This is a genomic window from Ensifer sp. 22460 (assembly GCF_052044935.1).
Classification (GTDB): domain Bacteria; phylum Pseudomonadota; class Alphaproteobacteria; order Rhizobiales; family Rhizobiaceae; genus Ensifer.
The window spans coordinates 18896-39590 of the sequence record NZ_JBQENZ010000026.1; the positions used below are offsets into that span (position 1 = coordinate 18896).

Annotated in this window: 21 protein-coding genes and 2 pseudogenes; 12 read left to right on the forward strand and 11 right to left on the reverse strand. The window is 60.4% G+C overall.

The features are described from left to right. Positions 1–143: 143 nt before the first annotated feature. Positions 144–848, reverse strand: a complete 705-nt coding sequence (locus ACTJKM_RS27025; protein WP_334197410.1) for an aspartate/glutamate racemase family protein — start codon at positions 846–848, stop codon at positions 144–146. Positions 849–1225: 377 nt separating this feature from the next. Here ACTJKM_RS27025 and ACTJKM_RS27030 point away from each other — a divergent pair. The 6 genes and pseudogenes from ACTJKM_RS27030 to ACTJKM_RS27055 all read left to right on the forward strand — a co-directional run. Then, positions 1226–1360: pseudogene (locus tag ACTJKM_RS27030) on the forward strand (RidA family protein); the annotation flags it as partial. Between the two features lie 32 nt (positions 1361–1392). After that, the gene (locus ACTJKM_RS27035; protein ID WP_440661298.1) at positions 1393–2715 is read left to right on the forward strand and encodes an NAD(P)/FAD-dependent oxidoreductase; all 1323 of its coding nucleotides are present in this window, start codon (positions 1393–1395) and stop codon (positions 2713–2715) included. Between the two features lie 58 nt (positions 2716–2773). Then, positions 2774–3901, forward strand: coding sequence for an NAD(P)/FAD-dependent oxidoreductase (locus ACTJKM_RS27040; protein ID WP_440661300.1), 1128 nt, complete (start codon positions 2774–2776; stop codon positions 3899–3901). Beyond that, positions 3882–4184, forward strand: a complete 303-nt coding sequence (locus tag ACTJKM_RS27045; protein WP_440661302.1) for a (2Fe-2S)-binding protein — start codon at positions 3882–3884, stop codon at positions 4182–4184. The genes ACTJKM_RS27040 and ACTJKM_RS27045 overlap by 20 nt, the downstream gene beginning before the upstream one ends. Continuing rightward, the gene (locus ACTJKM_RS27050) at positions 4181–5701 is read left to right on the forward strand and encodes an FAD-dependent oxidoreductase (protein ID WP_440661303.1); all 1521 of its coding nucleotides are present in this window, start codon (positions 4181–4183) and stop codon (positions 5699–5701) included. Before ACTJKM_RS27045 ends, ACTJKM_RS27050 begins: the two co-directional genes overlap by 4 nt. Next, a complete protein-coding gene (locus ACTJKM_RS27055; protein ID WP_440661305.1) occupies positions 5698–7125 on the forward strand; it encodes an aldehyde dehydrogenase family protein in 1428 nt (475 codons plus the stop codon). The genes ACTJKM_RS27050 and ACTJKM_RS27055 overlap by 4 nt, the downstream gene beginning before the upstream one ends. A gap of 124 nt (positions 7126–7249) precedes the next feature. Here ACTJKM_RS27055 and ACTJKM_RS27060 read toward each other — a convergent pair whose 3' ends face one another. Next, complete coding sequence (locus ACTJKM_RS27060) at positions 7250–7606, reverse strand: cupin domain-containing protein (RefSeq protein WP_334197404.1); 357 nt, start codon at positions 7604–7606, stop codon at positions 7250–7252. Positions 7607–8237: 631 nt separating this feature from the next. Between ACTJKM_RS27060 and ACTJKM_RS27065 the strand changes: the two genes are divergently transcribed. Together ACTJKM_RS27065 and ACTJKM_RS27070 are read left to right on the forward strand one after the other, a co-directional pair. Continuing rightward, on the forward strand, positions 8238–9341 hold the full coding sequence (locus ACTJKM_RS27065) for an IS110 family transposase (RefSeq protein ID WP_440661307.1): 1104 nt from the start codon (positions 8238–8240) through the stop codon (positions 9339–9341). A 398-nt stretch (positions 9342–9739) separates the two neighbouring features. Next, positions 9740–10492, forward strand: coding sequence for an ArdC family protein (locus ACTJKM_RS27070; protein WP_440661308.1), 753 nt, complete (start codon positions 9740–9742; stop codon positions 10490–10492). Positions 10493–10568: 76 nt separating this feature from the next. On the opposite strand, the pseudogene ACTJKM_RS27075 reads toward ACTJKM_RS27070, so the two are convergent. Both ACTJKM_RS27075 and ACTJKM_RS27080 read right to left on the reverse strand, forming a co-directional pair. Further along, positions 10569–10802: pseudogene (locus ACTJKM_RS27075) on the reverse strand (WGR domain-containing protein); the annotation flags it as partial. A 148-nt stretch (positions 10803–10950) separates the two neighbouring features. After that, positions 10951–11430, reverse strand: a complete 480-nt coding sequence (locus ACTJKM_RS27080; protein WP_440661316.1) for a ProQ/FINO family protein — start codon at positions 11428–11430, stop codon at positions 10951–10953. A 215-nt stretch (positions 11431–11645) separates the two neighbouring features. Between ACTJKM_RS27080 and ACTJKM_RS27085 the strand changes: the two genes are divergently transcribed. Further along, complete coding sequence (locus ACTJKM_RS27085; RefSeq protein WP_440661395.1) at positions 11646–12557, forward strand: nucleotidyltransferase and HEPN domain-containing protein; 912 nt, start codon at positions 11646–11648, stop codon at positions 12555–12557. 30 nt (positions 12558–12587) lie between these two features. Here ACTJKM_RS27085 and ACTJKM_RS27090 read toward each other — a convergent pair whose 3' ends face one another. From ACTJKM_RS27090 to ACTJKM_RS27110, 5 genes are all read right to left on the reverse strand, one after another. Further along, complete coding sequence (locus ACTJKM_RS27090) at positions 12588–12959, reverse strand: hypothetical protein (protein ID WP_440661318.1); 372 nt, start codon at positions 12957–12959, stop codon at positions 12588–12590. Between the two features lie 112 nt (positions 12960–13071). Next, a complete protein-coding gene (locus ACTJKM_RS27095) occupies positions 13072–13647 on the reverse strand; it encodes a hypothetical protein (protein WP_440661320.1) in 576 nt (191 codons plus the stop codon). A 167-nt stretch (positions 13648–13814) separates the two neighbouring features. Beyond that, entirely contained in the window at positions 13815–14252 is a 438-nt protein-coding gene (locus ACTJKM_RS27100; protein WP_440661397.1) for a helix-turn-helix transcriptional regulator, read from the reverse strand. A 622-nt stretch (positions 14253–14874) separates the two neighbouring features. Next, positions 14875–15312 carry a hypothetical protein gene (locus ACTJKM_RS27105; RefSeq protein WP_440661321.1) on the reverse strand — a complete coding sequence of 146 codons (438 nt, stop codon included), beginning with the start codon at positions 15310–15312 and terminating at the stop codon, positions 14875–14877. Further along, entirely contained in the window at positions 15305–16018 is a 714-nt protein-coding gene (locus tag ACTJKM_RS27110) for an AAA family ATPase (RefSeq protein ID WP_440661323.1), read from the reverse strand. Before ACTJKM_RS27110 ends, ACTJKM_RS27105 begins: the two co-directional genes overlap by 8 nt. Before the next feature lie 576 nt (positions 16019–16594). Between ACTJKM_RS27110 and ACTJKM_RS27115 the strand changes: the two genes are divergently transcribed. The 3 genes from ACTJKM_RS27115 to ACTJKM_RS27125 are packed head-to-tail and all read left to right on the forward strand — an operon-like array spanning position 16595 to position 19645. Beyond that, positions 16595–16996, forward strand: a complete 402-nt coding sequence (locus ACTJKM_RS27115) for a plasmid mobilization protein (RefSeq protein ID WP_440661325.1) — start codon at positions 16595–16597, stop codon at positions 16994–16996. 3 nt (positions 16997–16999) lie between these two features. Then, positions 17000–19426, forward strand: a complete 2427-nt coding sequence (locus tag ACTJKM_RS27120; RefSeq protein WP_440661327.1) for a conjugal transfer protein TraA — start codon at positions 17000–17002, stop codon at positions 19424–19426. 6 nt (positions 19427–19432) lie between these two features. Continuing rightward, positions 19433–19645 carry a hypothetical protein gene (locus tag ACTJKM_RS27125; protein ID WP_440661329.1) on the forward strand — a complete coding sequence of 71 codons (213 nt, stop codon included), beginning with the start codon at positions 19433–19435 and terminating at the stop codon, positions 19643–19645. A 161-nt stretch (positions 19646–19806) separates the two neighbouring features. Here ACTJKM_RS27125 and ACTJKM_RS27130 read toward each other — a convergent pair whose 3' ends face one another. After that, positions 19807–20223 (reverse strand): helix-turn-helix domain-containing protein, encoded by a 417-nt coding sequence (locus tag ACTJKM_RS27130; protein ID WP_440661330.1) that lies wholly within the window; start codon positions 20221–20223, stop codon positions 19807–19809. A gap of 56 nt (positions 20224–20279) precedes the next feature. Beyond that, a complete protein-coding gene (locus tag ACTJKM_RS27135) occupies positions 20280–20621 on the reverse strand; it encodes a hypothetical protein (RefSeq protein WP_440661332.1) in 342 nt (113 codons plus the stop codon). Between the last annotated feature and the right edge of the window lie 74 nt (positions 20622–20695).

The following is a 20695-nucleotide window of genomic DNA, read 5'->3' on the forward strand; positions in this document are numbered from 1 at the left end:
CACCCGATGGAGACTTGCAGCAAACTGTCTCTTTCAGCCGATGCCGCGACGCCTGATGCCTTCTTTGATCACTGCTTTGCGATCGGATCGCGCGGCTTCAAGACGGCCTGTTCGGGACTGCTGAAAGCAGGCAAACCGCTGACCTAACTTTGAGCACTTTCCTGGACGCGGGAGCGCGCATTCAGTGCGGAGGACATGTGCAGCACACCGAGTTCAGGGCTAGTAAGTACTGGCACCGACATCTCGCTCATTTCTTTCAGGGCATTCGCCATTGATGCTTGAGCAAGAACAACCACGTCGACACTGCCCACGAGCGAAGCGAGGCCCTCGCGTATCATCGCATCATGCGCCGCCCTGTCCCCGTTTCGCAATTTATCGAAGGCTCCCTCACAAAGACCACTGGCGACGGAAACGTCGCGATTCATTCTTTGCGCATGGCGTTCAATCAACCGGGTCGTAGGCTCCATTGTTGTAGCCAGGGTCGCGAGGACACCGATTCGATTCCCGCGGTTGATCGCCTCGATCGCCATCCCGTCATCGATACGGAAGAGGGGGACGGGGCAGAGTGGCATTGCCGCATCCACTGCAGGGCCGAGCGACGAACAGGTGACGAGGACCGCCGAAGCCCCCGCATCCACCGCCGACCAGATGTGAGTCGCAAGCCGCCGCATGGTCTGACGTGACAGCGTGCCTTCGCGGATCGTGTTCCCCAGCAGGCTCTCATCCAACATGTTGAACGGGCGCCAAGCGGGCAGATGGTGGCCAACGAGTTCGTTAAACGCGGGGATGATCCCGGGGACCGTATGGATCATGGCAAGCGCAGGGGACTCATGAATGCCTGTAGTCATGGCTTATATCTCTGTTTTTAATTGTGCACGCTCTTCAATTTGAGCCTGTAACAGCAGGGGGGATACGAACCCGATCGCGGCATCTGTCGTGCTCGACCGGAAGTCGATTCAAAACCACTGTCGTCAGACGATGCTCTGTAACTTACCCGCGCGACGGCCGAAGATTTGACCGTCGCGCCGCCAAAAACCGAACTTTCTGCCATCCCTGCATTTGCATTCGATGCATGCTGCTCGCCTTTCTTCGGTACCGTCATATGAGCTCACTTCGAGGGCGCGCGATGAACCCAAGCTTTGATCCAGACCTGCCCCTGCCCGTCGGGAATTTCCTGCTTCCGGCCGAAGGCGTCATCGAAATGCATCCGTTCGAACGGCAAGGCCTGGGCGCTTCCCGCCCGACTCGCACGGTCGTTCAGGTGCCGGAACTCCACTACGGCTATCTCGTAGAAGTCGATGCGATAGCCGTCATTGCCTCAGATGCTCCTGCCAGAGGGGCAGGAAACAGTGCCGTATAGATCGGCCGAAAAAATAATTCAGGTCAGCCCCCATGTCTCCAATTGTCAAACACATACAAAACGATCAAGAGCTTCCCGCCAAGGCGGATGTCGTCGTCATCGGCGGCGGCATTATTGGTGCAACGGCAGCTTTCTTTCTCGCGGAGCGGGGACTGTCCGTCGCTCTGGTTGAAAAGGGCCATGCCGGCTGCGAGCAGTCGAGCCGCAACTGGGGTTGGTGCCGCCAACAGAACCGGGATGAGCGCGAGCTGCCGCTATCGGGTGTCGCCCTGCGGCTATGGGGTGAGTTCGAGTCCAAAATCGGAGAGGACGTCGGTTTCCGTCGATGCGGTCTGCTTTACGCTACGGACAATCCGCAGCAACTGGCGGAATGGGAAGCATGGCGTGATACGGCCCGCCAGTTCAACGTCAATACCAAGATGCTGAGCGCCAAGGAAGCGGCTGCCACGATTCCGGCGAACGGCCGCCGATGGCTGGGCGGAGTGCATTCGATCGCTGACGGCAAGGGCGAACCCGCCATCGCCGCGCCGACGATCGCGAACGGCGCTCGCAGATTCGGAGCGACGATCCACCAGGAGTGCGCTGCCCGAGGCCTCGATCTGGTCAATGGAGCGGTAGCTGGGGTGATCACCGAAAAGGGGACCATCCGGACACAAGCCGTTCTCTGCGCCGGCGGTGCCTGGACGTCCATGTTTTGTCGCCAGCACGGAGTTCTGTTTCCGCAGGCGAGCGTGCGCCAGACGGCGCTTCGAACGCGGCCGACAGCGAATTTGGGCGAAGCGATCTATACGCCGGAGTGTGCGTTGACCCGCCGGTTGGATGGCAGCTACACGCTTGCGATCAGCGGCAGGGCGATGCTCGACATCACCCCACAAGGCATTCGCTACGCCCGCTGGTTCATGCCGATGTTCATGAAGCGTCTGAAAGCGGTGCAGTTCGGCATCGGCAAATCCTTCCTCCAGGGTCCGGAGGCATTCGGAAGCTTGAACAAGAGTAAACCGTCGGCCTTCGAGCGGATGCGCGTTCTTGACCCACCGCCGAGCCGCCGCACCATCGCGGCTATTTTGAAACGTGTCACGGAGCAGTTTCCTGCGTTGGCGGGGGTCGAAGTCGCCGACAGCTGGGGAGCGTACGTGGATTTCACGCCGGACGCGGTGCCGGTCATCTCGCCGGCCGACGGTGTGAGAGGTCTCTATTTGGCCGCGGGCTGCTCCGGCCATGGCTTCGGCCTTGGCCCGGGCATCGGCCGCCTGGCGGCCGACCTGGTTGCCAATGATACACCCTGTGTCGACCCCACTCCCTTCCGTCTGTCGCGCCTCCTTGATGGTTCGAAAGTCAAAGTCGGCGCAATCTGATCGTGAGGCCAGATCCGGAGAAAGCCGTGGGGGATACGCGCCGAGGGAAGCTAGCGGAATGGATTACGACGTAATCGTCATCGGCGGCGGGCTGGTAGGCGTATCGATAGCCTGGGGTCTGTCGAAATGCGGACAAAGGGTTGCAATCGTCGACGAAGGCGATCTGGCAAACAGGGCCGCCCGGGCGAATTTCGGTCTCGTATGGAGCTCAAGCAAGGGCCTCGGCAACGCCGCCTATTCGCGATGGTCGCGAACCTCGACCGCGAACTGGCACCAGCTGGCAGCCGAACTCAAGGGCGAAACCGGCATCGACACTGGCTTTGTCCAGTCGGGCGGCTTCTCAATTCGGCTCACGCCAACGGAGCTGGAACGCGGGATAGCATCGATGGCGAAGCTCGCCGGCCAACCAGGAATGGACGCGGAAGGAACGCCGCCGCTCGAATATGAGATACTCGATCAGGCGGAGACGCGCCGCCGCTTGCCTCTCGTCGGCGAGACGGTGGCAGGCGCAATTTTCAGCCCGCTCGATGGTCACGCAAACGCGCTGCGGCTGTTCGCGGGCTTTCACAAGGCGGCGCAGCAGCGTGGCGTTCATTATCTGCCGCACCGGAAGACGACTGCGATCCGCCATCGCGCCGGCGCGTTCGAACTGGCCGGAGACGGGTGGAGGCTCGTTGGCGGCAAGATCGTGCTTGCGGCCGGCATCGGTAACACTGCGCTCGCCCCGATGGTGGGGCTGAACGTTCCGCTCTCGCCCAGTCGCGGCCAGATCATCGTCACCGAGCGGCTGAAGCCCTTCCTCAGCCATGCTACCGGCTATCTGCGACAGACAGACGAGGGCTCTGTACTGATCGGTGAGAGCAAGGAGGCGACGATCGATCATCAGCGACCGCGAGGACCAATCACCGCAGTTCTGGCCGAACGCGCCCTACGCGCCTTCCCACTGCTCAGGGAAGCCAAGGCGGTGCGGATCTGGGCCGCATTCCGTGTGGTGACCCCGGACGGCTACCCCATTTACGAGCAATCGGAGAGGTTTCCAGGTGCGTTTGCATGCGCCTGTCATTCCGGCGTGACGCTGGCGGCGAACCACGCGCTGGTTCTGCCGCGGCAAATTTCGGCCGGGGCGCTTTCTGAGGATCTTTCAGTATTTCATTCCCGGAGGTTCCATGTTCCGGCGGCTGTCTGACAGAAAAGAGAGTTCGGTCTCATTCACATTCAACGGCGTGCCGACCATGGCCCGCCAAGGCGATAGCGTTGCCGCTGCACTGTTGGCTGCGGGACATTGCAGCACGCGGCGCACCCCGGTGTCCGGCGCCGCCCGTGGTCCTTACTGCATGATGGGTGTCTGCTTCGAGTGCCTCGTCAAAATCGATGGCCGGCCGAACCGGCAGGGTTGCATGACCACCGTGGTGGCGGGAATGCGGGTCGAAACACAGGACGGCGCGGCCATGCCGGGGCAGGAAGAATGATTCAAAACGTTCAGTCTGCCGCCGATCTCGCGCCTGCCTATGACCTCGTCGTCGTTGGTGCCGGGCCCGCCGGCCTCTCGGCAGCCATCGAAGCCTCGACCCACGGCCTCGCCGTATTGCTGGCCGACGAAAATGAATCGCCCGGCGGCCAGATCTATCGGTCGGTCGACCGTGCTTCGGATGCCGATCTCACGCGCATGGGGCCGGACTACGCTGCCGGTCGGCGGCTCATCGAGCGGTTCCGGAGCGCAGACTTGAGCTATGCCCGCCGGGCGACGGTGTGGAGCGTCGGGCCTGCTGACGAGGAAACGGGCGACGGCGCGCATGCGCTCGAGGTCGGGATCTCGCTCGGCGGCATTGCTCGGCCGATCGCCGCCGATCGAGTGATTCTCGCAACCGGCGCGCTCGAGCGCCCGTTCCCATTCCCGGGTTGGACCATGCCCGGCGTCATGGCGGCGGGAGCGGCGCAGATCCTGGTGAAGTCGTCAGGCCTCGTGCCCTCGGGACGGACCATCCTCGCCGGGACCGGGCCGCTGCTGTACTTGCTTGCAAGCCAACTTCTGCGGGCAGGCGTGTCCGTGACAGCGGTCGTCGATACCACGCCAGTCGAGAACTGGCGCTTGGCCCTGCCTCACGTGCTTAGCTTTGCCACGTCGCCCTACGCCCTCAAGGGCCTGAAGCTCCTTTTGGAGGTTCACCGTCGAACCCGTGTCATCCGCGGGGTGACTGCGATCGAGGCGGTCGGTTCCGGACAATTCAGCGCCTTGCGGGTTCGTCGCGGCAACAAGTCCCTGCACATAGAGGGCGACCTGCTCCTTCTGCACCAGGGGATCGCGCCGAACCTCAATCTCACGCTGGCAGCCGGGTGCGACTACACCTGGGACGAGCGCCTGGCAGCCTTCCGCCCGACCGTCGACGTTCGCGGCGCAAGTTCGGTTCCGGGGGTTTCGATCGCCGGTGATGCGGCGGGAATTGTCGGGGCGGTTGCCTCGGCTCACCAAGGAGGACTCGCGGGCCTGTCTGCGGCGCTCGACCTAAATCGCATTGGCCAGGGTGCCTACCAACAGCGCCGGAACCAACTCGCGCGAAAGCTCTCTCTTGCCCTCAGGGGCAGGACTTTCCTCGAGCATCGGTTCCGGCCCGGCAAAACGTTTCGCGCGCCCGAGGACGACGGCACCATCGTCTGCCGCTGCGAAGAAATCACAGCCGGCAAGCTGCGTGAAGTTGCGGCGCTCGGCGTGCCGGGCCCTAACCAGATGAAGGCGTTCACACGATGCGGAATGGGACCATGCCAGGGCCGGCTGTGCGGTCTGACCTCGGTTGAACTGCTGGCGCATCGCCGTAACGTTCCGCCCGGCGAGGTCGGTTACTATCGGCTACGCCCGCCCATTAAACCGGTGACACTGGGCGAACTGGCCGCTTTGCCGCACACCGAGGCAGCCATCGTCGCTGTCGCCGGATTCTTGGAACGCGCCGCCGATGGCGCGCAGGACGCCATCCATGGGAGCCACCAATGAAACATGCCCACAAGTTCTATATCGACGGTCAGTGGATCGAGCCCTCGGTGTCTAAAATACTTGAGGTCATCGATCCCTCGACCGAGCAGCCGACGGGTACGATCGCACTCGGCAGTGCCGCCGACGCGGAAAAGGCGGTCGCGGCCGCGCGGCGGGCGTTTGCCTCCTTCTCGCAGTCGCCAAAGGAAGAGCGCGTCGAACTGCTGAAGCGCATTGTAACGATCCTGAAGCGCCGCAATGACGAGCTCGGCGATGTCATCTCACGGGAAATGGGCGCGCCGCTCGCCATGGCCCGGGCCGAGCAGGCCGCCCTTGGTGCTGCCCATTTCGAGCAGACGATCAATGCCTTCGGGACCTTTGCCTTCGACTACATGCAGGGGACCACGCGCATCGTGCACGAGCCGGTCGGGGTCGTTGCGATGATCACGCCGTGGAACTGGCCGATCAACCAGATCGCCTGCAAGGTCGCTCCGGCGCTCGCCACCGGCTGCACCATGGTGCTGAAGCCTTCGGAGATCGCTCCCTTCAATGCCGTGATCTTCGCCGAGATCATGGATGAGGCGGGCGTGCCCAGGGGGGTCTTCAACCTCGTCCAGGGCGACGGGCCCACGGTGGGTGCGGCACTCGCCAGCCACCCGGACGTGGACATGGTGTCCTTCACCGGGTCGACCCGCGCCGGCATCGCCGTGGCGCAGGCCGCGGCACCGACCGTCAAGCGGATGCATCAGGAGCTCGGCGGCAAGTCGCCGAACATCATCCTGCGCAGCGCCGACTTCTCTGCCGCGGTCGCTGCTGGCGTCCGCCGCTGCTTCGGCAATTCCGGCCAGACCTGCACTGCGCCAACGCGGATGCTGGTGCCGGCGGAGCGCATGGACGAGGCAAGCTCGATCGCCGCGAGGCAAGCGGATGCGCTCGTCGTCGGTCCGCCTTCGGATTCGCGCACCGACCTCGGACCGGTCGCAAGCGCCGCCCAGTTCGACAAGATCCAGGCGCTGATCGAACGCGGCATCGCCGAAGGAGCGGAGCTCGTCGCCGGTGGCCTCGGCCGCCCGTCGCATCTCAATGCCGGCTATTACGTGCGCCCGACGGTGTTTGCCCGCGTCACCAACCAGATGTCGATTGCGCGCGAGGAGATCTTCGGCCCGGTGCTGTCGATCATCGGTTATAACAGCGAAGAGGAAGCAGTCGCGATCGCCAACGATACGCCCTACGGCCTCGCCGCCTATATTCAGGGCGATCTCGAGCAAGCGCGGGCGCTCGCAGGCAGGCTACGCGCCGGCATCGTTCGCTTCAACAGCTCCGCCTGGGACCCGGCCGCCCCCTTCGGCGGCTACAAGCAATCCGGCAACGGCCGGGAATACGGGAAGTTCGGGCTGCACGAGTTTACCGAGATCAAGGGCATCGTCGGCTTCTCGAACGAGTGAGGGTCAAGATCGGTGTGCCGGGCCGGATGCCGGGCGCACATCGCGGCTGCTATTTGCCCCAGTCTCGGCGTCGCCTCATCCGGAAGTCTCAGGTGTGCCACAGTCGGCGCACCTGGGTTTGCTGTCACTCGTAAACACAAATGTAGATCTTGCGTACGGTCTCGATCGTACGCCAAACACCGACGAAACCCGGCTTCATGACGAAGCTGTCACCGGCGCGATAGGTCTTCGTCTCGCCGCCCTCCTCCTCGATTTCCACGAGGCCCGAAATGAGATGGCAGAATTCGTAGGTGGTACCCTTGATCGAATGATGCTCGCCAGGCGTCGCCTCCCAGACGCCGGTCAGCACCTTCTCTCCTTTCGAGGCATCCTGCGCCCAGGTCTTGAAGAGCGGGTTCCCCGAAATGAGCCGGTCCTGTGCGGGAACCGCCTCCTTTGGTGTGAAGCTCGGATCGGTATCAATGGTAATCAACAGTGACATGTCGTTTTCCTTGTTCGGTTCGCGGGTGCGGGATCGATGAGGCTGATTAAATTCCGTCCGGCGCGGACCGGATGTTTTGCTGCCCTGCGCGGTTGAGCCAGCGATGTGCCTCTGAGCTGGATCGGGCGTTACCCAGAATAGGTCGATCAAGGAGTTGGCTTTGCCAAATAGAGCGTCGGTTCAGCAGATAATTTCAAAAGTTCGCTGCGAACCAGCGAAGCTGCCCGCGCCGTATGACGGCGGTCGCCGCGTTTGCGACACAGCGGCAAGTTTCTTTTAGTATGAAACACTGACTTGCCCGATGCGCCGCTGGCCATAGCATCGTCGCCGTCGAATGCATCGCTGCTTTCTGCACAACGGTGCAGTCCAGTTGCAGCATGCAGCCTGGACTCATCTCTTGCGGGGAACACCGCGAGTGGGCAGTGAGCAATGACGGTTCCTGTCTGCGAACGCCGCCATTCAGCGCTTTGGCCACCTAATTCCGCTCTCCACCCAAGTGAGAAGTTCCGCGCACGATCTGTTTGGTGTTCGCGATTTGATCTCCCTTAGACCCAATGATCGTCATTCTCGCCGTCCGCGGGGCGGGTGAATAGCATGGGAGCCGCCTATGTTGCTCACCTGGAGGATGACGATGAAAGAAACGAAGTTCATTGGTCTTGACGTCCACAAGGAGACGATCGCCGTTGCGATTGCTGACGGCGGTCGGGATGGCGAAGTCCGGTTTTACGGAACGATCCCGAATACGCCGGAAGCTGTTCGCCGCCTTTTCGAACGGCTTTCCGGTTCGGGTTCCGATCCGCATTTCTGCTATGAAGCGGGTGGGTGCGGTTACGGAATCTATCGCCAGCTTCGCCAGTTCGGGGCCGTCTGCAGCGTCATTGCGCCGGCGATGATGCCGAAGAAGCGTGGCGACCGGATCAAGAATGATCGCCGCGATGCGGTTGCATTGGCGCGCTTGCTGCGGGCAGGCGAATTGACGGCCATCTGGGTCCCCGACGAGGACCACGAGGCGATGCGCGATCTTGTCCGGGCCCGCCGGCAGGCGAAAGATGATCTTGTGGCCGCTCGCCAGATGCTGCTCGGGTTTCTGTTGCGGCACGGGCGCAAGTATTCCGGGCGGACGAACTGGACACGGATGCACTGGCGTTGGCTGGGAGAGCAGGCCTTCTCCTCCCCGCACCAGCAATTTGTCTTTGCCGAATGCATTCGCCGGATCGAGGACGCACAGGCCCGGTGTGACAGGCTGGACCGCATGCTCGAGGAGGCGATACCGGGCTGGTCGCTGGCACCGCTCGTCAAGGCTTTGCAGGCGTTGCGCGGCATCGGCCTCGTGATCGCGGCGACATTGGTGACCGAGATCGGCGACCTCGGCCGCTTCCGAACGCCAAAGCACCTGATGAGCTGGCTCGGCCTTGTTCCCTCCGAAGCGTCGACCGGGACACGCACCCGGCGCGGCGCGATCACCAAGACCGGCAATGCGCAGGCGCGGGCGATGCTGGTCGAGGCCGCCTGGTCCTATCGCCTTCCGGCCCGCGAGGAAAAACGCTACCGCATCCGCGTCGAGGGGCTTTCGGAAGAGATCAGGGCCATTGCGTGGAAGGCGCAGGCGCGATTGTGTCAGCGCTACCGCCGCCTGGTCGCCGCAGGCAAGTCGCAGCCGAAAGTGATCACGGCCATCGCCCGCGAACTGGCCGGCTTCGTTTGGGATGTGAGCCGCCAGGTCCAGCCGAGCTGAAGCGACTCGGCAGCGTCGACACCGCAACAGAGAGGCTTTGGGCCTGACGATCACATAGCAACCTGACTGGCGTGCCGCGAAATCCAGGCATGATGGGAAATCCTCGGACTACGCTGGGGCGAGCTTGCGGCTCATGCCCGTCCTTAGAGTGAGGAAGGCCCGCGACGAAGATGGGAAATGCGGTAATCAATCCGCGGATGAGAGCGTGATCAATCGTCGTCCGATCGGATCGCGGCACCCCAGTCAGGTTGAAATCATGACACGCCGATGTAAACTCGGCGATGGCTTTCCGTGCGTTCCCACGCCCATGACGTTCATGAGAGCGTTGTCTAGCGGGAAGCCAACGCTATGCCCTCAACGGGATTGCTTATCGCGGCATCAACACGGTTCTGCTCTGGATGACGGCGGCCGAGCGCGGCTACAGTTCGAACTACTGGATGACGTTTCGGCAGGCGCAGGAGCTTGGCGGCAATGTCCGCAAGGGCGAGAAATCCACTCTCGTCGTTTATGCCAATGCGATTGAGCGGAAAGAGACTGACGAGGAGGGCGAAGAAGTAGAACGTCGCATTCCGTTCATGAAGGGCTACAATGCCTTCAACGCCGGCCAAATCGAAGGCCTGCCGCAGCATTTCTACGGGACCGAGGCCGAGCCGGGGAACGGTCAGCGTAAGCAACGCGTCGAAGCTGCCGATCGATTTTTCGCTAATCTTGGTGCTGACATCCGCCATGGTGGCAACAGGGCGTTTTACCATCCCGTTGGTGACTTCATTCAGATGCCTGTGTTCGACGCTTTCATATCGGCCGAAACACACGCGGGGACCCTGGCGCATGAATGTGTTCATTGGACGATGAAGAGCACCCGCCTCGACCGAAACCTTGGCCGCGACAAATGGGGCGACGAAGGCTACGCCAAGGAAGAACTGGTCGCCGAACTCGGCAGCGTCTTCCTCTCGGCTGACCTTGGCATCGCGATCGAGCCGCGGGAGGATCATGCGGCCTACATTGCGTCCTGGCTCAAGTGCCTGAAAAACGAAAAGCGCGCCGTGTTCCAGATGGCCGCTCATGCCGAACGCGCGGTTGCCTACCTGCACGGACTGCAGCCAGGTTCGAATGTCGCGATCGCGACTGCAGGCAATCCGGCCGCCGCGTGAGGTGCATCGCTCTGTATTTGCTTCCAGGTTGGGTGGCTCTTCTCAGATCCCGCCTGGAAGCATTTTGCGGGCGGNGGCGATATCTGCGCCGCAGCTTGCGGCGCGCCAAATCAAGGAAGAGGCCGACCGCGCCTTCTTCGCGCGAAAACTGATGCGCCACCGTTTGTCCGCGCGCGCCAATCCGTCCCCAGCGACGTGTGAGGCAGATTTCGCCGAAGAGGTTGCTGCCGATCTCGAGCGAATAGAACCGCGCCATGTTCTTCGTCGCGTCCTTGCGTTCGATATAGAGGCGATAGGGCTGCGTGATCATGCGCGTAGAGTCGCGCGTTGCGCCGCGCCCGTCCAACCACACTTATGAATCGATTGAGCCTGACCGATTCATTTTCGTGATGGACCGGTCTGTCGATGCGCAGCGATCGCCGCCCGCGAGCTGCCAAGTCGGGTGCCACGGCATCTATCTAGCGCGGGTTTTCCTTCCTTCTCAGAAGGGCGATCCGGATCGCTTCTGTCTTTGTCGGTTGAGCTGGAGATGCCGACTTGGGCTTGCTGGATCCATCGCGCGCCTGGAAGCCTTCATACTTGCTGAGCGCATCCATCCGGTCGGCATCCGAGACAGGTTCGACCGGGACGCCGTTGATGTCATGGCGAAGGGACCCGGCTCGCGCGACCGCGATTTGATAGCTTCGCGAGTGCACATAGGTTGCCACCGCCTTGCGCAGAGCCGAGACGCTGACTTCCGGTTTCAGCAGGGGACGGACGTCATTCCAGAGCCCGAGCGCAAAGGGTCTAACCGGGTCACCAACTTTCGCCGGAAGGATCCCGATTGGCCGGGTGAGGAGAGCGTTGATCGCCGCGGTTTTCGCGACCTCTCGTTCGCGCGCCAGAATCGGCGCAGAGCGCGTTCGGGGAGATTTCGTCGCGTCCGCTTTCTGACCCATCGCAGCCCCCGCCAATCCAGGATGTCACGCTTTAAGAATACGTCATTCGACGGCACGAACCAGCGACATCAACTTGAGTTCCAAAGCATCTATAGCGTGTGTGCCGGAACGTGAAGTGCGGCGAGCTACGGCCCACCTGTGCCGTGAAGGAGAGGCGCACCTGCCTGATAATTCCTGTAGTAGACGGCGAGTCGTCTTTATCCTATCGGTTGCACATGAAAACGAGCCTGGAACATCTTCCCGAGAAGAAGCAGCGCGAGCTTGACCGCGTCGTGGAGATCCTCCACCAGGAGTTTGCCGATGCGCTCGAGGGCGGCTCGGCCGACTTCAAGAAGCGCGGTCGGATTCTGAAAATCATCCTGTTCGGTTCCTACGCCCGCGGCACCTATGTCGACGAACCGCACACGATGAAGGGCTACCGTTCTGATTACGACATCCTTGTTATCGTCAATTCGAAGAAGCTTGCGGAACCGGAATATTGGGACAAGGCGAACGACCGGTTGATGTGGGACAAAACTGTTTCGACGCCGGTTGGGTTGATAGTTCATGGCGCCCGGGAAGTGAACAACTTCCTCGCGGATGGCCAATATTTCTTCGTCGACATCCTGCGCGAGGGCATCGTGCTCTACGAACTCGATGATCGGCCGCTGGCGGAGCCGCGCCCACGGACACCGGCGGATGCTTTTCGCTTTGCCAAAGAATACTTCGATGATCGCCTGCCCCAGGCCAAAACGTTTGCTGATGGAGCCGAGATTTTTGCCAGCCGGGGGAGACTCAAGGAAGCAGCCTTTTTGTTGCATCAGTCAATAGAGCAAGCCTATTCAGGACTGCTGCTCGTCCTGACGAACTATAGTCCGCCGTCGCACAACCTCAAATTTCTCCGAGGCCTGGCTGAGGATCGCGACCAGCGGCTGATCGAGGCTTGGCCGCGCGACCAGCATCGTTTTACCGCCTGGTACAACATCCTCAACGAAGCCTATGTGAAGGCACGCTACTCCAAGCACTTCGAGATTACCGACGAGGGGCTCGGCTGGCTGCTCGAGCGGACGAAGCATCTTCTTCAGCTTGTTGAGACAGTTTGTCAGGAGCGGCTAAGCGAACTCGCACGGGCGGCGAACGCGCCCTAACTCTGCGCTCGCGCGCAAGTCAGCCCGTCATCAAGCCTCGGCTTTCGTCTTCGATCGGCCGAGCGGCGCGCCCATCAAAGGTGCGACAGCCTCGAGCACCGCAGGCGCGAGCTGAAATTGCCGCGCCATGCCGCGTCCCATGGAGTTCTTGCCCATTTCCTCGATCAGAAGGCCGCGCTCTACGAGCGGGTCGACCGTCTGGGCAGCTACGTTTCTCGCGAGACCGGTCATGTCAACGAGTTGTGCCAGCGTGATCGGCGAGGCGGTGGCATGCAGTTTCTCGACCACGATCACCGTCATGAGCGCGATCTGTTTGAGACGGGCAGCCGACGTTTCGTCCTCCAGCGGATTGGCCATGATCTGCCTGGTGACCATAGTCAAAAGCGCAAGTTCAAACTGCATCGAATGCTCCCTCGAATTCTGGGTCAGTATAACAGGCGAGCTTCGCCGCAGTGATCGGGCTTTGGGCCTGCAACGACTTCAGCTCTCGGGCCGAAGCTTCCCTCGGAGACGGTCAAAACCGCTCAAGCATTCTCTTGAGCTCTGCATTTTGCGCACGAAGCTTGTTTGCCAACAGGTGCCGAAGACGCTTGTTTTCGGCTTCAAGCGTGGCCAAATCGTCCGAGGTAGTCGATGCTGTCACAGCCCTCGCCGGTGGCACATCTTTTGCGCTCGGAACAGGTGCCGGCAAGACCCGAGCAACTCGTTTCCGAGGAGCCTTTTTGGGGGCTTTAACAGTCTTGAACACTGTTGCCGGCTCGATTGCGGTTGGCGCGGGCTCGGGAACCTCATCGGTGACAGCTGAAACGGATCCGAGGCTGCCTGCGCTTATCAGATTTGTGGGCGGCTCAAGAGCGACATCTTCTACCGCAAGCTCGCTTGCAGGAATTGAAACATTTGTGCCAGGGTCAGGTTCCCTGACGTCTTGAACAGAGGCCTTCCCGGCCCTGAAGAGATGATAGGATTGATCTTCAACCTCGCGGGCAAGAGCCTTGAGATCGGTGTTCCCCCAAATCGAGTTTGCCCCACTTTTTGGCAGGCGGCGGCCGGATTTGAACTCAACAACGAATCTGCGCTGTGGTTTTTTCATAAGTTCTGAACCTAACGGTAGCTTGAGGCGCCGTGCCTAATGTGGCTCCTTACAGCGATGGACTCCTCGTTTCAACGGTCCTAAGCGAGAGCGACTTGCTGCGCTGCCTCGCGCGGACGGCCACCGTCCGTCCATACCGGCGGTCGCTCGTACCGGTGATACTTAGCTTAGTCTTGTTGCGTGGGCGTCATGCGCTTCAGGAGCCCGATCAGATCGCGCATGGTGTCATGCGGTAGGTGCTCAATGAGCCTGGTCAGCGTCCGGCGATCCTCTGCCTCTTCCGGTGTCTTGCCCCACAGGTGGGGAGCGGTTTCGAAAATCATGTCCATCGGCATGAAGCCCATCAGTTCGCAGAGATGAATAAGGCGAGGAACCGTCATGCGCGACTCGGAGCGTTCGTATCTCCCGTAAACGGACACGGAAAGTCCAAGCAGTTGCGCCATCTCGGCGCGGGAAAGCCCCTTGTCCTCACGGGTTTTCTTGAGGAAGGCGGAGATGCGCTCGTCCATCTCATGGGATGTTTGAATGCCGTCGAAGCCAGTCTTTCGATAGACGGGCCTCTCCAACTCCGGATCAGTTGTTTCCACCAAATTCCGAGCGTGCATATAGCTGCTTAAATCACTCACCGATCATACCTTCTTATGCAAGCCGCCCTTGGCAGCCACTATGCACCCAGTTGAAGCAATTTGGCACGCTCCATCTCAGATGAACGCTGCGGAGTCCACTATCTTTTTGGGGGAATTTTCGATGGCGAGCTTCCCTCAGGCGGTGAACCGAAATGCTTCAACATTGCCCGGAGATTCGAGCCTATTTGCATCTAGAAGAAAGCAATCGGGAGAATAGCGCAACTAGCGATTCTTAGCGGCTATCCTCTTCCAACCTAAAGACTTCGCTCGGAAAACAGCTTCAATGTGTTTCGTTACTGATCCCGGCCGAGCCGCGTCGCCTGCGCGCTGGCGGAGTCTGTCTGAGAAACTCGAAGGCAGCGACCGACGTTAACCCAGAGCCAATACGATGCTCGCGTATGTCTCATCTCGCCCGTGCGAGCAACTGCGGTCTCGCTTCAACATCCGTCGGCAATTAACGTTTGCGGGTATGCGCAGCCGGATCCTGTTGGGGCAATTTGCTTTCGGTCGGGGCTCTTTTCCCTATCCTCTGGCGGCCGAGACGAGGCGCGATGCAAACGCCGAAGACTCGGCCGAAAGGGAAACCATGGGCAATCTTCGGTCAATAGCCGTTATCTTTGAGATACTGATCGATTGCGGCCTGCATGATCTTGGTCATTTTCACGTCGTTTTCGAAGGAGGCTCTCTCGAGCCGTTTCTTCGTCTCATAGTTCAATGGGCAGTTGACGTAATGTTTGGATTCGCGATCGCGCGCCCTCTTCAGGTCACGGAGGCGAACTCTCGAATCTTCTCTCTGTAGGGCCTTGCTCACCGACCGCTCGCGCCGGGCCTCTTCTGTCGGTGCTATCAAGCGGCTTGGCGGTTGATCAGCCTCGACAGCGTGCGGCGCGGGGGCCTTAGGCTGTGTTTCGGCGCCTACTTCCTCTGAGATCCGCTCCGAGCTCAGGAACGCATCGTCCTGTTTCGCAGCCGGGTCCACTGTGCGGCTGCGGCGCGGTGCGACCGCAAAGTCTGAAACCGTTGTCTGACCCTTAGCCATTCGCCGCTACCTCTTTCTCTCCTGACAGCAGGTCCTCGATGTTCTGAACCAGGCTCATTACTTCGGCTCTCGCTTTCTTTACCGGATCCGTGAGCTCCAACATCTGCAAAGTGCCGTAGCCGTTTCGGATCTCACGATAGCAATTGCGCTCCATGAGTTCGGTCTCGAGCAGATAGGAGTGGTAGCCGCCTTCCCGCAGGTTCTCCACAAAAGGTCTGATAAGCCGATACGCTTCAAGCGCTCTGGCCGGCAACGTTATCCTGGTGACTAGATTGGCGTGGGGGATCAGACGGCCTACTTTGTCCGAGATATCGGCAGTGTCGGCTGCGGCCTGTCCTGCCGCTTTGATCTCGTCCTGGTTCGGCTGGATTGGCGTGAGCACGATATCTGATCCGGAGATGATCGCATCTCTTAGAACCGTGTCCTGGCCGGGCGAGTCGATAAGCACCACGTCGAACCTGTTCGCGTCGTTTTCCAAAAGCTGTTCGATGGCGGTTTGGCGCGCGGCGGTGACCAGCTCGATGTTTTCAGGAAGATTGTCTTTCGCCTCGCTGCGTTTCCACCATTCCTGCAGGTTTTGCCGACCGTCGGCATCGACGAGAAGGACGCGCTTTCCCTGCAGGGCATATTCCCCCGCGATCAGAATTGCCGCTGTCGTCTTTCCGGCTCCGCCTTTGCCGCTGACGGCTGAAATGCATAGAGGCATATGTGGCAACTCCTCTTGCCAGCCGATAGGTATCTCGGCCGCTAGTTGGGTGCGCGGCTATTTCCGGGCCGAAAACGCACACATGATGTGAGCGATCGCTCACACGATATCGCAACATGCTACTACCATACAGTGTAGACGATCTCGGCCATCAAACCAAGTCCACACCGTGTGGAGACTCCGTGTTGCTAACTCGTGTGGAATTTTCACACGAAGCTCCTTGTGGATACGGCGGTTGCTCCTGCAGGCGCCGTCAAATCAGTGAACCCCGGAGCCGCGTGAGGCCGGCTTTGACGCTCGCACGGAAGCGGCAAGGGCGAAGAGCGGAGCGTCCCTTGCAGCTGAGTACGAGGGGCTGACAAAGGCCTTCAAAAGCGGATTCGGAGGTGAACCCTGGTGAGCGTTTCCACGTTTAGAGGACCGGGCGAGCGAAGCGAGTGCGGCTCGAGGTTGTTAGGTTGAATTGATCTATATTGAGAGTGGCAGGATACGGAAAAATGTGCTACGCCTTTTCCTGCAATCGAGGGACGAGCCCTCGATCATCCGTCGCAAGCGCCAGTAGGGGGGCCACGGCCAATGGATGAGGGGAAATTCAACGGTTTTCTTGAGCCGCCGAAGAAGGATCGCACTTTGCATGTGCGCGTCACGGATGACGAACATGCAGCGATCGAAACGGCCGCCGCCGCGGCCGACATGACAGTCTCCAGCTTTTTTCGCTCTTTGAATTTGGAAGGCGCCGGCGTTCGGCCAATCCTGACCGCCGATGATCGGTTGGTTATGGCGGCCTTGCTTGAGGACATGCGGATGATCGGCATCAACCTGAACCAAGTCGCGAGGGCGCTGAATAGCGGTCGGGGTGTCCACCCCAGCGAATTGGACATCAACCTTGAGAACGTGCAGCGGGTGCAGGCCGCCGTCATGAGCGAGCTCCGTGGCCTGACCCGGCGAGCTGGTTATCAGCGCCGAGGGGAGAAGTAGCGCTTGGAAATCTTCTTCGGCGCCTTCACCAGTGAGTGGGAGCAGCGGCGCGCAGCGCTGTTGCATGAAATGTCCTCTGGTGGGCGTCGTGCTTCGGCTGAGGATGAAATGCGCAAGCGCTTGAAGAAGATGGCGGAATATGGGGCCGCCGGTGGCGGTGGGAGTGCGGGCGGCAGTTCTGGCGCCCGAGGAGGCGCAGCGAAGGGGCGGAGCGGGCCTCGATCAGCAGTTGCGCCGGCGGAAGCGGCGAGCCGTCCGATGGAGGTCAGGTTGGCGGCAGTTGCGAAGGGCAGCCAACCGGCCGTCGTGAAAATGGCGTCCTATGGCGGCGGCGCTCGCGTCGGTGCGATGCTGAATTACGTATCCCGCGGTGGCGAGCTGAAGGTGGAGAATGAGAACGGTAGGGTCCTCGAAGGGCGTGAGGAGCTGGCGCGGATCCGGGGAGATTGGGATCACCTTTTTCAAAACCGGGCAGAAAGTCGAGACATCGGAAGTTTCACAGTTGAGATCGCGACTTCGGCCTTCGCATCCGACGCGGCAATGCACGAGCTGGTCCGAAGCGCGTTATCGAGTGGCTTTGGCGATCGCCGTTATGCCTATGCCGTGGAGAAACACGACGACGGCTCTCTGACGGTTCAAGGGCTTGTAGTGCTCAGGAGCGGGCAGGGGGAGCGGCTAACAGGCGACGCCAAGGCGGCAGCAATCATCCAGAGCCGATATGATGTTAGTGCGGCCGCTCGCGACGCAGAAGCGAAGTTCTCGTTTCATGGCTACGGCAATGGCGTCGAGTTCGGCGCCGGCCGTCTGCGCGACCTGGTCGATCGGCATCAGGATCTCCGCGACGAACGCGGTCAGCAAATCGCTGACGAGAAGGCAGCGGGTGACCTGGTACAAAAGGAATGGCGCGGCGAGTTGCACAGCCGGAAGAGCCGCGACGTGATGCATGTCATCATGTCGGCGCGGGCCGGAACTGACGTTGCGGCATTCGAAGGCGCGGCGCGCGAGTTCCTGGCGCATCAATTTGCCGGACACCGCTATGTTTTCGCCATGCACGATCCGTCGAGCGATCCAAAGGAAGAAAGGGAGGGGGGCAAGCGCCCGCATGTTCATGCTCATGCGATCGTCGCGATGAAATCAGATTCCGGTGATCGCATTGAAACGACGCCGGCTGTGTTCCGGGAATGGCGAACAGTCATGGCCGAGAAGGCGCGCGATCATGGCATCGAGATGGAAATGACCGATCGGCGCGAGTTTGCCAGCCCACCGGCGTTCACCCGCACACAGGTTCGACCGGTAAGCCGGGAAGGTCGCACGGAGCATGTCGGCACGAGCGAGCCTGCACAGGCACGATATGACGCAAAGCGCAGCGGCCGCCGGACGGTCCCTCAGAGCGATAGGAGTCGGAAATACATCATAAAGGTGCAGGATTCATGGCAGTCGATCGCCCGGGTGAGTGGGGATCGTCAAATCGTAGCTTATGCCATAAGGCATGGAGAATACTTGCATTCTGGACTTTCTGAGACGCCGACGGAAACCAGAGCCACCGTAATTCATGCTGATTTTGGATCGAAGTTCCGCACCAATTTGGTTACATTGGAGGAGATGGTTCTGGAGGGTCAGCAATTGCGCGAAACGTCACGAGCAGAATTTGAGGTTTACGAGAAAAAGGTCGAGACGGCCTTGTTCAAGCTTGAGCGCTCCGTTGCGCCAGAGGATCGGGCTGACTTTGATGAAGTCGCCGGCCTGGCCCGCGATTTTGTCAATCAGAAGCGTGAGCTGGTGGAACTTTACGAGCAGCGCGAAGAGGCGTTGGCGGAGCAGGGCGTCGAAGAACCGCGCCATGTGCCGCGTGGTCCTGCCGATGCCGAATGGGATGCGGCAGTCGCGAAACACGGCCAAACTATTGTCGAGACTGGCAACGAAGCCATGCTTGACATTGATCACTACCGACAAGGTCTCGATCGGATCGAGGCCGGAGAATTTTCGGCCGACCGCAAGGAGGCGATGCAGGCTGGTCTTGATCAGGCGATTGAGAAAGCTGCTCATTTGGCTGTCGAAGGTAACAGCTACGTTCGCGAAGTGGCTGAGCATAATGCCGATCTACAACGAGCGATCGGTCAGGCGGGTCGACCGACGGCAGTGCTGCCTTCGACCGCGGATGTTACCGTGGAGCAAGAGCGCGGTTTGCGTGCCGAGGATGCGGACCGGACGCCAATCGATAACGATGCGCCGGAAGTTCACGAACTCGGCTCCACCGTCGATGCTACAAATCGACTGCAAGATCGGTTAAATAAGGATCGGGAAGCCGCACAACGTACCGGAGAGACGACACGCACAGATCCCGCCGAACAGCATATCCCTCGCCTCGAGGAGCTTGAGCAGGAACAGATTGAACAGAAGGAACGCGACCGCGATGATCGGGACCGTTAAGGCAAAATGTTGAACGAAAACCGGCAGCAATACGTCATCCAGACCAATGACGCGAAAGGCGAAGAAGGTGTCGGTAAGGCGATGGGCGTAATCGTGTTGTTCGTGATTTTTCTGGCCGCGGTTCAGTATGCCTATGAAGCGGTCATGTTTTGGTATCGTGAGACGATAGCTTGGGTAAGTGAGACAGCGGCATACGTGGGAAGCTTCTGGCCGCTTTAGGTGCCGGTTTACTCATCCAGCTCAGCAAAGCAGGCCGACCCTCGTTCCATCGGCCGGTGATCGAGCCGCCCCAAATATGGCTCGACAGTCGACGGCAACCGCTCGGAAACTACGAGACGATCGCCGTCGTGATACCTCGATTGCCCGAATAGATTCCGGTCTTACGCCGAAGCCTCTCTTGCCAGGGTTTTAACCAGGTCAACGACCTTCCGTCGGACCTTGTCATCCTGAATCGCCACAAAGGCGCGATTGAGCGACAGCCCCTCGACAGAGTTCAGGAACTCCGTGATTTCGCTGCCGGCTCCCGACTCCGGTCCTTGCGAAGTCGGAGGGCTCACGGGTCCATCCTCGAAAAACCAAGCCACCGGGACGGCGAGAATGTTGGCGATGGCCTGTAGCCGGCTCGAGCCGACCCGGTTAGTGCCCTTTTCGTATTTCTGAACCTGCTGGAATGTGACGCCAAGCCCTTCGGCCAATGTCGTCTGGCTCATTCCCTTGAGCGTCCGCTGCAAGCGGATACGGCTGCCGACGTGAACATCAATGGCATTTGGCGTCTTGGTCTGCAGTTTATGGGGCATCATGACCTCAATTGGATGCGCGGCTAAAGGAATGCGCCACGCCGTGAGAACGTAAATTACTGTCCTTTCTCTGTTACGATGTCGTCCGTGTGTACGCAACGTGACACATCAGGCGTCTCGGGGAGACCGGAACCGATTTCCTGCAGCAGGCGCAGCGCGTCTTCATGAGCAGACACCAAGTCCGCGTTAGCGACCTGCCAGGGCTCGAATAGCTCTAGGCGCCGCTCTCCGAGCGACCGATATGCGGGCTGGAACGCTTCGCAATCTTCCGGACTGAGTGAAGCTTTTGACAGGTTCACTGCCCATATATGCAAAATGACCCGCTCCTCGGCGTCCAGTGCATCCTTGGTTTCTTGAATCGCATGAAAGCGCGCCTCCACCTCCCGGTAGGCACGCAAGGCTGTCGCGGCTCTCTCCCGCAAGCGTAAAGAGATAAAAGGTCCATTTCGCCACCGCCATTCCCCCATTGGTT

Bases quoted from the DNA above. Each gene is read 5' to 3' on its own strand.
- ACTJKM_RS27085 (WP_440661395.1), top strand. From the start codon at position 11,646: ATGAAAACGAGCCTGGAACATCTTCCCGAGAAGAAGCAGCGCGAGCTT.
- ACTJKM_RS27125 (WP_440661329.1), top strand. From the start codon at position 19,433: ATGTTGAACGAAAACCGGCAGCAATACGTCATCCAGACCAATGACGCG.
- ACTJKM_RS27115 (WP_440661325.1), top strand. From the start codon at position 16,595: ATGGATGAGGGGAAATTCAACGGTTTTCTTGAGCCGCCGAAGAAGGAT.
- ACTJKM_RS27110 (WP_440661323.1), bottom strand. From the start codon at position 16,018: ATGCCTCTATGCATTTCAGCCGTCAGCGGCAAAGGCGGAGCCGGAAAG.
- ACTJKM_RS27060 (WP_334197404.1), bottom strand. From the start codon at position 7,606: ATGTCACTGTTGATTACCATTGATACCGATCCGAGCTTCACACCAAAG.
- ACTJKM_RS27095 (WP_440661320.1), bottom strand. From the start codon at position 13,647: ATGAAAAAACCACAGCGCAGATTCGTTGTTGAGTTCAAATCCGGCCGC.
- ACTJKM_RS27055 (WP_440661305.1), top strand. From the start codon at position 5,698: ATGAAACATGCCCACAAGTTCTATATCGACGGTCAGTGGATCGAGCCC.
- ACTJKM_RS27080 (WP_440661316.1), bottom strand. From the start codon at position 11,430: ATGGGTCAGAAAGCGGACGCGACGAAATCTCCCCGAACGCGCTCTGCG.
- ACTJKM_RS27130 (WP_440661330.1), bottom strand. From the start codon at position 20,223: ATGCCCCATAAACTGCAGACCAAGACGCCAAATGCCATTGATGTTCAC.
- ACTJKM_RS27070 (WP_440661308.1), top strand. From the start codon at position 9,740: ATGACGGCGGCCGAGCGCGGCTACAGTTCGAACTACTGGATGACGTTT.
- ACTJKM_RS27035 (WP_440661298.1), top strand. From the start codon at position 1,393: ATGTCTCCAATTGTCAAACACATACAAAACGATCAAGAGCTTCCCGCC.
- ACTJKM_RS27045 (WP_440661302.1), top strand. From the start codon at position 3,882: ATGTTCCGGCGGCTGTCTGACAGAAAAGAGAGTTCGGTCTCATTCACA.
- ACTJKM_RS27065 (WP_440661307.1), top strand. From the start codon at position 8,238: ATGAAAGAAACGAAGTTCATTGGTCTTGACGTCCACAAGGAGACGATC.
- ACTJKM_RS27050 (WP_440661303.1), top strand. From the start codon at position 4,181: ATGATTCAAAACGTTCAGTCTGCCGCCGATCTCGCGCCTGCCTATGAC.
- ACTJKM_RS27025 (WP_334197410.1), bottom strand. From the start codon at position 848: ATGACTACAGGCATTCATGAGTCCCCTGCGCTTGCCATGATCCATACG.
- ACTJKM_RS27105 (WP_440661321.1), bottom strand. From the start codon at position 15,312: ATGGCTAAGGGTCAGACAACGGTTTCAGACTTTGCGGTCGCACCGCGC.
- ACTJKM_RS27040 (WP_440661300.1), top strand. From the start codon at position 2,774: ATGGATTACGACGTAATCGTCATCGGCGGCGGGCTGGTAGGCGTATCG.
- ACTJKM_RS27100 (WP_440661397.1), bottom strand. From the start codon at position 14,252: ATGCACGCTCGGAATTTGGTGGAAACAACTGATCCGGAGTTGGAGAGG.
- ACTJKM_RS27090 (WP_440661318.1), bottom strand. From the start codon at position 12,959: ATGCAGTTTGAACTTGCGCTTTTGACTATGGTCACCAGGCAGATCATG.